The organism is Mycobacterium bulgaricum (genome assembly GCF_041287165.2).
GTDB classification, from domain to species: domain Bacteria; phylum Actinomycetota; class Actinomycetes; order Mycobacteriales; family Mycobacteriaceae; genus Mycobacterium; species Mycobacterium bulgaricum.
Window position 1 is genome coordinate 105144 of the sequence record NZ_JBGGKV020000001.1, and the last position, 12293, is coordinate 117436.

The window sequence follows — 12293 nt, forward strand, 5'->3', positions numbered from 1 at the left end:
CCAACTACGCCGAAATCACCACTACCGAGGGCGGATGACGATCTCGCGGACGTGCGCGTCGGGCGGCGCGTTGATCGCGTCGGCGGTCAGCTGCGCGACGGTCTGCGGGCTGAGGAACTCGTCGGGGTTGTAGTCGCGGCCCTCGTAGGCGACGAGGTCCTCCTGCATCGCGGTCGCGATGCGGCCGGGGTGCACCGACGTGACACGCAGCGAAGGTTCGTCGGCACGCAGCGAGTCGGCGAAGCCCCGCAGCGCGAACTTGCTGGCGGTGTAGGACGCGAGCCCGGGCGAGGCGTTGATGCCGGCACCCGAGTTGATGAACACGACATGGCCGGCAGCGCTGCGCAACGCGGGCAGCAATTCCAGCGTCAATGCGACGGTGCCGACGACGTTGACGGCCATCGTGGAGCGCCACTCGTCGACGCTGGACTCTGCGACGCGGCCCGGGTAGGCCACGCCTGCGTTGTGGATGAGCACGTCGAGCTCGACGATCGGCTCGACCACGGCCTCGAACGAGCCGGGGTCGGCGAGGTCGATGGGCCAGGTGGTGGCGCCGAGGCGCTCGGCAACGGCGTCCAGACGCGACGACGGCCTGCTGGCCAGGAACAGCGTGTGCGTCGGGGCCAGCACGTCGGCGAGTGCGGATCCGAGACCGCCGGAGGCCCCGGTGATCATGGCGGTCGGCACACCGAAACCCTACCGCCCTGCATATCGGGCAAAGTCGTCGCATCATTGGTGGACAATGCCGCACGATCCCAGCTTCGCCCCCACCCAACTGGCGGCCCGCGCTGCCTATCTTCTGCGCGGAAACGACCTCGGGGTCATGACGACCGCGGCGCCGCTGCTCTACCCGCACATGTGGAGTTGGGACGCGGCGTTCGTGGCCATCGGACTCGCGCCGCTGTCGGTGGAGCGCGCCGTGGTCGAGCTGGACACACTGCTGTCCGCGCAGTGGCGCAACGGCATGATCCCGCACATCGTGTTCGCCAACGGAGTCGACGGCTACTTTCCAGGGCCGGCTCGGTGGGCGTGCTCGGCCCTGACGACAGACGCGCCCCGTTCCCGGCACACCTCGGGCATCACGCAGCCGCCCGTGCACGCGATCGCGGTGCAGCGGATCCTGGACCGGGCACGGACGCGGGGTCGCTCGACACGGGCGGTCGCTGAGGCCTTCCTCGACCGGCGCTGGAGCGATCTGGTGCGCTGGCACCGTTGGCTGGCAGAGTCACGGGACCCGAACGGGCACGGCCGGGTGACGATGTACCACGGCTGGGAGTCCGGAATGGACAACTCGCCGCGCTGGGACAGCGCCTACGCCAACGTGATTCCCGGTGTTGTGCCGGAGTACCAGCGCGAGGACAACAAGATCAACACCGATGCGAGCCAGCGTCCCTCCGACATGGAGTACGACCGCTATCTGTGGCTGCTCGAGGAGATGAAGGCGGCTCGCTACGACGACGAGTTGCTCTCGAAGGCCATGAGTTTCGCCGTCGAGGACGTGTTCGTCTCGGCGATCTTCTCGGTGGCGTGCCAGGTGCTCGCCGAGATCGGCGAGGACCACAAACGTCCTCGTGCCGATGTAAAGGATCTGTACGCCTGGGCTGACCGGTTCCGGTCGGGTGTCATCGCAACGACTGACGAAAGAACGGGTGCGGCAAAGGATTACGACCTGCGTGCCGAGAAGTGGATCACCACCGAAACCGCCGCGCAGTTCGCGCCGCTGCTGTGCGGCGGGCTACCGCACGAACGTGAGCGGGCGTTGCTGCGGTTGCTGGAGGGCCCGCGGTTCTGCGGTCATCCGGATCTCGCGTATGCCCTCATCCCGTCGACGTCGCCTGTGTCGCGCGACTTTCGGCCACGGGAGTACTGGCGGGGCCCGGTGTGGCCGGTGATGACGTGGTTGTTCTCCTGGTGCTTCGCGCGCCGGGGGTGGGCGGAACGTTCCTCGACGCTGCGCCGGGAGGGCCTGCGCCAAGCCAGCGACGGCACCTTCGCCGAGTACTACGAGCCGTTCACCGGGGAACCGTTGGGGAGTATGCAGCAATCCTGGACCGCGGCAGCGGTGTTGGACTGGCTGGGCTGAACGCTATTCGGCGATGCGCTCGAGCGGCGCCAGCGCCTTGGTCAGCGCTTCGAGCTCTTCTTCGCTGAGCTTGCTCAGCAGCGCAGCCAGGTGAGCCTGCCTGGAGGCCAACGCCTCCCGATGCTGAGCAAGCCCCTGGGGAGTGATGTCGACGAGGACGGCGCGCAGATCGGACGGGTCCCGGTCGCGCTTGACCAGGCCCAACTTCTCCAGACGGCGAATAGCCACCGTGGTCGTCGGCGTGCGCACCCGTTCGTGGGCCGCGAGCTCGGTCATCCGCATCGGGCCCTGGTCGAACAGGGTGAGCAGGATCGAGAGCTGGGCGAGTGTGAGGTCGCCGGACGTCGCGGTCCGTCCGGTGTGCCGCATCACCGACAGCACCTTGGACAGCACGCGCTGCAGTTCGCCAGCAAGTTCGCTGACCCGCGCTTCGGTGGCCACCATAATTCAGACACCCTAACCTGTCCGAGGATGCCAAGTTGTGCTGTACGGCGGATTTCGGCGAAAACCTGTCCCGCCGTGGTCTAGAGCACCTGAGCCAGGAAGCGGCGCAGCCGCTCGGTTTCGGCGGATTCGAATAGCTGGTCGGGTGGTCCTGTCTCGACGACCCGGCCGTGGTCCATGAACACCACGGTGTCGGCCGTCGACCGGGCGAACCCCATCTCGTGCGTGACCACCACCATCGTCATTCCGTCCGCGGCCAGATCGGCGATCAGCTCGAGCACCCCTTTGACCAGTTCCGGGTCGAGGGCGGAGGTGGCTTCGTCGAAGAACATGATCTGGGGTGCCATGGCCAGCGCGCGGGCGATGGCGACGCGCTGCTGTTGACCGCCGGACAACGTCGCGGGTCGAACCTCTGCCTTGTGCCGCAACCCGACCCGGTCCAATTGGGCCAGGCCGAGTTCGCGAGCCTCCTCGGCGCTGAGCTTCTTGAGCCGGCGCGGGGCGAGCGTGACGTTGTCGAGCACCGAACGGTGGGGGAACAGCTGAAAGTGCTGGAACACCATCCCGATTCGCTGCCGAAGTTGGTCGGGATTGTCACCGAGCACCGATCGTCCGTCGAGCAGGATGTCACCACGGTCGGGTTCGTACAGCCGGTTCAGGGTGCGCAACAACGTGGACTTGCCGGATCCCGACGGCCCGATGACGACGGTACTGGATCCGGCAGCGACGTCGAGGTCGACGCCGCGCAGCACGGCACTTTTGCCGAACGAGAGGTGAATGTCCCTGGCAGTCAACGACACCGCAGCGGCCATCAGTTCATCTCCTGAGTCTTCGAGAGCATCAAGGGATCGTCTTCGTCGGGTCGGCGTCCTCTGCGCAGCCGGGCGTCGATGTAGTTCACGAGATGGGTCAGCGGAATGGTCAGCGCCAGGTAGAACAGTCCCGCGGCCACCAGGGGCGACAGGTTGCCGGTCTGCGCGTTGAGGTCGCGGCCCACTTGGAAGAGCTCACGCTGGTTGGCGATCAGTCCGAGGAAATACACCAACGACGATGCCTTCAGCAGCGAGATGAACTGGTTCATCAGGGCCGGGAGGACCCGTCGGACGCCCTGCGGCACCACGACGAGCCGCATCGAGGTGGGATAGCTGAAACCCAGTGCGCGTGAGGCTTCCAGCTGTCCTGGATCCACGCTTTGAATGCCGGAGCGGAAGATCTCCCCGACGTAGGCGGCCGCCATCAGGCCGAGGGCGGCGATCCCCAGCGGGTACGGGCTGTTGCCCGTCAGGTGACCCACCACAGGGCCGACACCGAGGCCGATCAGCAGGATGATCACGACCTCGGGCAGCCCGCGGAAGATGTCGGTGTAGATGCGGGCGGGCCATCGCAGCCAGCGGGATGTGGAAATGCCCGCCACCGCAAGGGCCATACCGAGAATGAGCCCGATGATGCTGGCGGAAACGGTCAGGATCAACGTGTTCGGCAGGCCGGTCGTGAACAGATCCGGGATGGCCTGACGGTAGAGGTCCCAGTCCAGGAACGCCGAGGCCAGTTGCGACAACGTCGATTTCGGCTGCACCGGCGAGGCGGGGGTGCTGTTGTCCTGGTTCTGTGCTGCGATGGCGGTGAAGTCTGGCAGCTCGGGTTCCGGGGCGGCTTTGGAGCCGGGCTTCCATCCGGGCGGCAGCGCACGAGGCACCCAGTCGGTGTAGAGCTGTGCCCAGGTGCCGTCCGCGATGATCGCGTCGAGCCCTGAATTCAGCGCGTCGATCAGCGCGGGGTTGTCGTCGGCCACCGCCCAGGCGACGAAATTGTCCAAGCTGAAGGTGTTTTCGATGATCTGCGCGGGATCGCCCGGCTGCACGGTGCCCTGGGCCTGCTGAGACGGCGCCACCCAGGCGTCGAGCTGTCCGGTCTTGAGGCTCGCGTAGACGGTGTTGTAATCGGGAAACTTCACCGGCTGCAGCTGCAGGGTGTCGATGACGTAGGACTCCTGCACCGTTCCCTGCACCACGCCGATCCGTTGTCCGGCGGTGAGCTTGTCGAAGCCGGTGATCGGTGAACCCGTCGGCACGACGAGCGAGAAATAGCCGAAGTCGTAGCCGTTCGTGAAGCCGACTGTTCGACGCCGGGCGTCGGTGGTGGTGATCGAGGAGGAGCCGACGTCGAACCGCCGTGCCGCGACCTGGGCCAGCAGTCCGGAGAATTCGGTGCCCACGAAGTTGATGCGCAGGCCGAGCTTGTCGGCGATGGCCCGAAGCAACTCGTTGTCGAAGCCGGTGAACTGGCCCGCGGAGTCGATGCAGATGCTCGGCGGTGCATCCGAGAGCGTGCCGACCGTCAGGGTGCCGGGCTGGCTCAACCCCAGTGCGTTCACGTCGATCGAGTCGAGCGGTTCCACCGTGGCAGTGGTGTATTTGTCGGCCGCCGGACCGCTGGCCGCAGCGGCCAGGTTCGTCGGCAGCGCGCTGGCACTTTCGACGCCAGGGGGCGAGCACTGGTCGACCTGCGCACCCGCCGGTGCGGCCAGCCCCATCGTGACGACGATTCCCACCACCAGCGCGATCACGAAGGTCTTCACGAAGTGGCGCAGTACCCGCAAGCCCGTCATTCAATGCAACGTAGCGGGCCGGCCTGTGCCACACAGCACGCCACGTCGCACCAACTCGTTCAGCAGAATGCCGGCCATGACATCCGCGCGGTGAGCACAGGCGCGGCGCGCGCTGTCGCAGTCCCGGTCGCGGATCGCGGCGAGCTCGGTTTCATAGGAGGGCAGCAGTTGGTCTCGATGCTGCGCATAGGACTCCCAGAACGCCCCGGGGATGAAGGTCTGTGACGAGTCGATCGCCGCTTGCAGGCGAGGGCCGGCGTACTCGCCGTTGATGGTGGCGCGGAACCGTTTGGCGTGGCCGTCGAACTGCCGGGCATCACGGGCGGTGCGCATCTGCCCGACCTCGCTGTCGAGTTCGGCGAGGATCGTCGGATCCGCGGCGCTTGCGGCCCGCCCGGATGCGATGCCGCTGATGAGGCCGTACAGCTCGTGATGCTCGCGGACGGCCGCCTCGTCGAACTTCTCGACGTAGGCCCCGCGGTGGTAGCGCGTGGAGAGGATCCCGTCGTGCTCCAGCTGGACGACGGCTTCCTGGATGGGGACGCGGCTCAGGCCGAGATCATGCGCTATCTCGTTGCGGTTCAACCGATCTCCCGAGCGGAGCCTTCCGGTCAGCACCATGTTGACCACGTGAGTGACCACGAGGTCCTTTTCTTTCACCCCATACTTCTTGGGCATGGCGGCGACAGTGTCTCATGTCGGCCACCGGCCGAAGGCCGGTTCTGGAGCATCAACCGTTTGCAGCGTGGCGGTCCCGCCAACGGCACAGAGCCTCCGCCTGAGAAAGGTCGTAGTCGGGCCCGTTCACACCGACCGTCAGCATCGAGATGCCCAGCCCGCTCAGCGCGTCCGCGTTCTCCAGGAGGCTGTCCACATCACGGCCCTTGGCCTCCGCCGAGCGCTCGATCGTCGCGGGGTCACGGCCCACATCGGCGCAGTGCCGGGCGAGGATGTCGGACTTGCGCGGGTAGCTCTCGGTGTCGGAGAAGGAATGCCAGATGTGCGCGTGCTGGGCGACCAGCCGCAGGGTCTTCTTCTCACCACCGCCACCGATCAGGACGGGGATGTCGCGCACCGGCTGCGGATTGAGCTTCGCGAACCTGGATTCGATCCGGGGAAGTGCGCCCGCGAGGTCGTCGAGCCGACTGCCTGCGGTCCCGAACTCGTAGCCGTACTCGTCGTAATCCTTCTGCTTCCAACCAGATCCGATGCCCAGGATCAGCCGACCGTCGGAGATGTGGTCCACCGTGCGGGCCATGTCGGCAAGCAGCTCCGGGTTGCGATAGGAGTTGCAGGTGACCAGTGCGCCGATCTCGACGCGTGACGTCTGTTCGGCCCAGGCTCCCAGCATCGTCCAGCATTCGAAGTGCGCCCCGTCGGGATCGCCGTACAACGGGAAGAAGTGGTCCCAGTTGAACACGACGTCGACGCCGATGTCTTCGCAGCGTCTCACGGCGTCGCGCATGAGGTCGTAGCGCGGTGAGTGCTGCGGTTGGAGCTGGACGCCGATGCGCACGGGAGAGGTCATGTTCCCAACGTAGCCTTCGCGCGAGCGTTCAGACGCCGATCTGGCCGCCGCTCTTCCACACCGCGACCACCGATGGGCGAGCCGTGCCGTTGCCGCCTTCGGGCCACCGCGACTGAGGGTCGTCGATGCTGTTCTCGTCGTTCTCGCCGGGGTGCTGCACGCACACCGTGACGATGTCGTCGGTCACCACCGGTCCGCATGTCTCCGCACCGATCGGCACGGTCAGGAACTGCTTGGTCTCTCCGCGATTCGGACCCTCCAGCGCGACGGCGAAGAGGCCGTCGTTGGAATCGAGCGCGTTGCCGTCGGTCGAGATCCACAGGTTGCCGTGGCTGTCGAACGCCAGGTTGTCCGGGCAGGAGATCGGGCTGACCTTGGTCTTGTCGAAGCCGCCGTAGTACGTGTCGGCCGCGGCGGGATCACCGCAGACGAGCAGCAGTTCCCAGGTGAAGTCGGTACCGGTGTGGTTGTCGGTGATCTCGAGGATCTGCCCACTCTTGTTGTCGTTGCGGGGGTTTGGCGCATCGGCGGGCGCTTCGCCGGCGGCCCCGCGTTCGTCGTTGTTGGTGAGTGCCACGTAGACCTTGCCGGTCTTGGGGTTGGCCTCGAAGTCCTCGGGACGATCCATCTTGGTGGCGCCGGCCTTGTCGGCGGCCATGCGGGTGAACACCGCGACCTCGTGAGCAGTGATGCCGTCGACCAGCGACTCAGCCTGTCCGTTCGGACCGGACTTCAGCAGTGGCAGCCAGGTGCCCGAACCTGCGAACGATCCTTTGGCGGGCAGCTTGCCCGAGCCGTCGATCTCATCGGCAGGGATGTCGCTGGAGAGCTTGGCCACATAGAGAGTGCCCTCGTCCAGGATGGCGAGGTTGTTGGCCATCGCAGCGGGATCGTTTCCCGGCTGAATCTTCCTGGTCGAGACGAACTTGTACATGTAGTCGAAGCGCTCGTCGTCCCCCGTATAGGCCACGACGGTGCCGTCGTCGGTCACGTAGATGTTGGCGCCTTCGTGCTTCAGCCTGCCCATCGCCGAGTGCTTGACCGGGGTGGAGTTCGGATCCCACGGATTCAGCTCCACCACGTAGCCGAAACGATTCACCTCGTTGGGTGACTGGGCCAGATCGAAACGGGAATCGAAGGTTTCCCACTTGAGTTCCGATGGCTCCAGCGCGACGCCGTAGCGGTCGTGACGATCCGCGTCGACCGGGTTCGGAGCCGGGGAGCCTTCGGGGGCTCCGAAGTAGCTGTGGAAGTTCTCTTCGCCGGAAAGGACTGTGCCCCATGGCGTTACACCGCCCGCGCAGTTGGCGATGGTGCCGAGAACGGTGCGCCCCGCGGGGTCGGCGGCTGTCTGGACGAAATCGGTGCCCGCGGCCGGGCCGGTCAACGTGAACGGGGTGTCGCCGGTGATGCGGCGGTTGTACCGGCCCATCACCGGGCGCAGGCCGCCCTCGGGTGTGCGCTCCACCTCGACGACACCCATGCCCATCGCGGCGATCTCGACGTCGAACTGGTCGCGGGTGGGGGCGTCGGCGTTGTATCCGGGGAACATGAATTGCGGTGTGGCGTACTCGAAGTTGGTCACCAACAGGAAGCGACCGTCCTGCCCTTCGATGGGGAGAAGCCCGGCGAAGTCGTTGTTGAAGCCGAACTGGCCGCGCTGTGCGGCGCCGGTCTGTTTGGTGACGTCGAACGCGGGTGCGTCGGGCAGGACGGGGTCACCCCAGCTGATCACGACGCCCTGCTGGTAGCCGTCGGCCACGACGACGGCGTCGTCACTGTTGGGCGCGACGGACGCGAAGTTCATGCCCGCGGGCGGCTCGGCGGCTGCGGGCGACGAAGATGCGGTGGTCGGCGCGGGCTGGGAGTTGTTCGAGCATGCGGCCAGCGCGGAGCCGGCGCCGACGGCCAGAACCGCGACTCCACCGGCCTGCAGGATGGAGCGCCGCGACACGGTTTTGGCGATGTCGCCGAAATACTCGTTGTCGCTCTTGTTGGGGGCCGCCTTGGAGCAGGCGTTGCCGCACTTGTGAACGCAGGTGACGTGCTGTCGCTTGGACTTGCCGTCGTGGCTGACAAGAAGATTGAGCGGCACAAGCGCCATGGCAATGGGTTCCTTCCGGCATGAACTCGGCCGTGGGCTGGACGGCCGGGACTCGCGGAAAGTTACGGTAGCCCGGCTAGCAGCAGGCAAGCAGCGGGTTAACAGAAGTCGACGCAGCACCGGCAGACCGGACGCGGCGGACGAATCCGCGTCGTTGCGCGTGACGAAAACTGAAGCGTTCGACGATTTGCTGTGGAATTTGGAACCGACCGTATAACCTGCCCCCACATTCATTTTTCGAGGGGGTCAATATGGCACGGTCCGGCGCGAATCAGCACCGCCACAAGCGCAATCAAGATCAACGGCGGGCGTCGGACTTTCCGGTGAGGCAATGGTTGAAGGTTGGCGCCGCCTCGGCAGGTATGGGTGCGGCATTGCTGGGGTTCTCGCTGATGGGGCCGACGACCGGTACCGCAGCAGCAGACACGGGCAGCGAGTCCTCGAACTCGTCGCCGTCGAACGCGTCGTCGGACTCTGATACGTCGTCTGGCTCCGGAGCCGCGAATGACAGCAGCGACAGCAGCGACAGCGACGACAGCGACAGCGACGACAGCGACAGCGACAGCGACGACCTGGAGATCGCACAGGCCGATGACGATGGCGATGACGGGAAACGCTCGACGACCAAGACCGGCCATACGAGGCAGGTCTCGCTAGACACCGACGACGAAGTCGACAACGAAGCCGATGCAGAGCCGAAGAAGCCTCTGGTGCAGGCCCCGGAGGCCCCGGCAGGCGCGACTGCGGACGAGGCCGAGCCGGTGCCACCTGCGGACGTCAAGCGCCCGCCGGCGCCCGCCCCGTCGTCGCTTCTCCCCCCCAAGACATGGAATGACATCGCGACCGACATCGTCGAGCGCTGGAGTGAGGGCACCATCGCCTGGATCAAGACGTTGCCGGCCTCCGACGACGCGAAAGCCAACCTCGAGGCGACGATGTGGTCGATCCGGCGGACATTCTTCAATCTGGCGCCGACGATCGATCCCGTCCAGATCGATGGTCTCGTCGACGGCGACATCTCGGGCAAGCTCAACGGCGACGACGCCGAGGGCGATCAGCTCATCTACCGCCTCGTGAACAGGCCGAAGTTCGGCACCGTTGTCTTCGACGACGAAGGCGGCTACACCTACACCCCCGGTGCGGGTTTCGCAGGCGTCGACTCTTTCAGCGTCATGGCAATCGACGCGGGGCTGCATCTCAACCTGCTCAATCCGTTCCGCCGGATCGGCACGACCGCCGAAAACTTGATCAACCAGGACGCGATCAAGTTCGTTTTCAACTACGACGGCGACGAATGGACCCAGGAGCGTCGGGACAAGCTCGAAGAAGTCGCCGCGAGCCTGGTGCAGTACTTCCGGGTGAAGAAGGCCGTCACCCTGACGTTCGACGTGGACGAGGATGACACGCCGGGCAATCTGGCCTCCGCGGACAGCGAGCTGATCTCTACTGCGGCCGGATACTGGCGCACCGTCGTGCAGCACAAGATGCAGACCGGCGAGGACGCCAACGGCGCCAAGGCCGATGGCGAGATCTCGTGGGGCTGGAACGGCACCGACTGGGCGCTCGGTGACGACGTTCCCGCCGACCAGTACGACTTCACGTCGGTGGCCATCCACGAGTTGATGCACGCGTTCGGCTTCGGGTCGACGTTGAAAGCGGCCGGGAGTAATCAGCAGCTGAACCGGTCGGAGTACGACCGCTTCATCGTCACCGTCGACGGCGCGAAGGTCCTGAACAACATGGTCTGGTCGACGGCCAACGACCCGAAGATCACTGGTGGGGACGGCGGCCTGTATTTCGGAGGCGCCAATGCCATCGAGGCGTACGGCGGGAACCTGGTCCCGATCTACGTCCCGAAAACATGGAGCACGAGTTCGATCCATCATCTCGACGACGTGACGTTCACCGGTGACGACGAGATGATCATGAACGCCGGGACCGGCGCGGGGCCTGCGCCACGGGAGTTCAGCAAGGTGGAGCTGGGGATCCTGGAAGACCTCGGGTACTACGTGGTCAACCCGCAGGACGATGAGGACGGCGAAGGCGACGACAACACCGAAGGGGCCGACGGGGACGTAGAGGAGGAAGCGACACCGCCACGCCCGCCGGTGCTCGCGCCCGCATCGCTGGCACCTCGCCTGACATGGAATGAGCGCGTCGCCCAGATCATCGACCGGCTCAGTGACAGGAATCAGGCGTGGATCGACTCACTGGATGTCAGCGAGGAGCGCAAGGCTGAGCTGGAGGAGTCGTTCGCGGCGTTCCGGAGCACGTTCCTCAACCAGGCCCCGACGGTCGATCCGGTGCAGGTGACCGGTTTGACCACCGACGAGGTGATCACCGGGCGTATCGGCGCCGAGGACGCCGACGGAGACGAGATCCGCTACCGGCTGGTCAGCGGGCCACGCGAGGGAACCGTGGTCATCAACGATGACGGCACGTGGACCTACACTCCCGCAGCAGGATTCGACGGGGTTGACTCCTTCCGAGTGCTGGCCATCGACGCCGGCCTGCATGTCAACCTTCTGAACCCGTTCCGGGGGATCGGCACCCGTGCGTTCAACCTGATCAATCACAACGCGATCGCTTTCGAATTCACCTTCACCGGTGAGGGCTGGACGCCGGAACGGCAGGCCAAGCTTCACGAGGTCGCCTCGTCATTGGGCGAGTACTTCCGCGTCGAGCGGCCGGTGACGCTGACCTTCGACGTCGATCTGGAGGACGACAAGGAACTGCTCGCCTCGGCGGGTAGCCCGAGCATCTCGAAGCTGCCGGGGTTCTGGCGAACCGTGGTGCAGAACAAGCTGCAGACCGGTCGTGATGCCAACGGCGACAAGGCCGATGGCACCATCTCGTGGAACTTCAAGGACAACAAATGGGCTCTCGACGAGGATGTCGCCGACGACGAGTACGACTTCGCGGCCACAGCCATCCACGAGCTGATGCACGCTTTCGGATTCCTGTCGTCCCTGTCGGGGCCCGACGGGGACAGTGTCGGCGCCAACCGCCGCCAGTACGACCGCAACATCGTCAACGTCCGGGGGACGAACCCGTTCTTCCTCGCGGAGTGGGCGACCTTGAACGATCCGAAGCTGGTCGGACAGGATGGGTCGCTCTACTTCGGTGGGCGCAACGCGGTAGAGGCCTATGGCGGATATCTCGTTCCGCTGTACACCCCAGAGAAGTGGTCGAATTCGAGTTCGGTGTCTCACCTCGACGACTACACCTTCGCCGGCGACGACCACAAGATCATGAATTCCTCGGAGAACATGGGCGCCGGCGTCAAGGTCTTCAGTGAGCTGGAGCTCGCGATCCTGCGGGATCTGGGCTACAACGTCGTGATGCCCGAGACGCCGCCGTATTCGACTGAGCGCTAGCGACATTCGGGGCTCTGCTGCGATTCGGCGTTGATTTGCCAGCGAACCTCTGGCAGATGCTGTATATAGTTGCTCAGACAACTAACACGGGGGTAAATTATGGCTGCGCATCGCCACAACGCACTGTCGGCGCATCGTTCTGGGCGACA

General features: G+C 65.5%; 9 protein-coding genes. 2 read left to right on the forward strand and 7 right to left on the reverse strand.

The annotated features are described in order from the left end of the window. Positions 1-21: 21 nt before the first annotated feature. Positions 22-687 (reverse strand): SDR family oxidoreductase, encoded by a 666-nt coding sequence (locus ACAG24_RS00540; RefSeq protein ID WP_370470751.1) that lies wholly within the window; start codon positions 685-687, stop codon positions 22-24. Positions 688-742: 55 nt separating this feature from the next. Between ACAG24_RS00540 and ggh the strand changes: the two genes are divergently transcribed. Next, entirely contained in the window at positions 743-2083 is a 1341-nt protein-coding gene (gene ggh, locus ACAG24_RS00545; RefSeq protein ID WP_370470752.1) for a glucosylglycerate hydrolase, read from the forward strand. A gap of 3 nt (positions 2084-2086) precedes the next feature. On the opposite strand, the gene ACAG24_RS00550 is transcribed toward ggh, so the two are convergent. The 6 genes from ACAG24_RS00550 to ACAG24_RS00575 form a co-directional block, all read right to left on the reverse strand. Beyond that, positions 2087-2527 (reverse strand): MarR family winged helix-turn-helix transcriptional regulator, encoded by a 441-nt coding sequence (locus ACAG24_RS00550; protein WP_370470753.1) that lies wholly within the window; start codon positions 2525-2527, stop codon positions 2087-2089. An 80-nt stretch (positions 2528-2607) separates the two neighbouring features. Further along, entirely contained in the window at positions 2608-3339 is a 732-nt protein-coding gene (locus ACAG24_RS00555) for an amino acid ABC transporter ATP-binding protein (protein ID WP_370470754.1), read from the reverse strand. Further along, entirely contained in the window at positions 3339-5135 is a 1797-nt protein-coding gene (locus ACAG24_RS00560; protein ID WP_370470755.1) for an ABC transporter substrate-binding protein/permease, read from the reverse strand. Before ACAG24_RS00560 ends, ACAG24_RS00555 begins: the two co-directional genes overlap by 1 nt. Continuing rightward, positions 5136-5813, reverse strand: coding sequence for a GntR family transcriptional regulator (locus ACAG24_RS00565; protein WP_370470756.1), 678 nt, complete (start codon positions 5811-5813; stop codon positions 5136-5138). A 52-nt stretch (positions 5814-5865) separates the two neighbouring features. After that, the gene (locus tag ACAG24_RS00570; protein ID WP_370470757.1) at positions 5866-6663 is read right to left on the reverse strand and encodes an LLM class F420-dependent oxidoreductase; all 798 of its coding nucleotides are present in this window, start codon (positions 6661-6663) and stop codon (positions 5866-5868) included. A 28-nt stretch (positions 6664-6691) separates the two neighbouring features. Next, complete coding sequence (locus ACAG24_RS00575) at positions 6692-8767, reverse strand: PhoX family protein (RefSeq protein ID WP_370470758.1); 2076 nt, start codon at positions 8765-8767, stop codon at positions 6692-6694. Positions 8768-9090: 323 nt separating this feature from the next. On the opposite strand from ACAG24_RS00575, the gene ACAG24_RS00580 reads away from it, so the two are divergent. Then, positions 9091-12144: an Ig-like domain-containing protein gene (locus ACAG24_RS00580; RefSeq protein ID WP_370470759.1), complete on the forward strand. Its 3054-nt coding sequence runs from the start codon at positions 9091-9093 to the stop codon at positions 12142-12144. Positions 12145-12293: the final 149 nt, after the last annotated feature.

Coding starts and splice junctions, on each gene's coding strand:
- ACAG24_RS00550 (WP_370470753.1), bottom strand. CDS start 2,527: ATGGTGGCCACCGAAGCGCGGGTCAGCGAACTTGCTGGCGAACTGCAG.
- ggh (WP_370470752.1), top strand. CDS start 743: ATGCCGCACGATCCCAGCTTCGCCCCCACCCAACTGGCGGCCCGCGCT.
- ACAG24_RS00555 (WP_370470754.1), bottom strand. CDS start 3,339: ATGGCCGCTGCGGTGTCGTTGACTGCCAGGGACATTCACCTCTCGTTC.
- ACAG24_RS00560 (WP_370470755.1), bottom strand. CDS start 5,135: ATGACGGGCTTGCGGGTACTGCGCCACTTCGTGAAGACCTTCGTGATC.
- ACAG24_RS00565 (WP_370470756.1), bottom strand. CDS start 5,813: ATGCCCAAGAAGTATGGGGTGAAAGAAAAGGACCTCGTGGTCACTCAC.
- ACAG24_RS00570 (WP_370470757.1), bottom strand. CDS start 6,663: ATGACCTCTCCCGTGCGCATCGGCGTCCAGCTCCAACCGCAGCACTCA.
- ACAG24_RS00575 (WP_370470758.1), bottom strand. CDS start 8,767: ATGGCGCTTGTGCCGCTCAATCTTCTTGTCAGCCACGACGGCAAGTCC.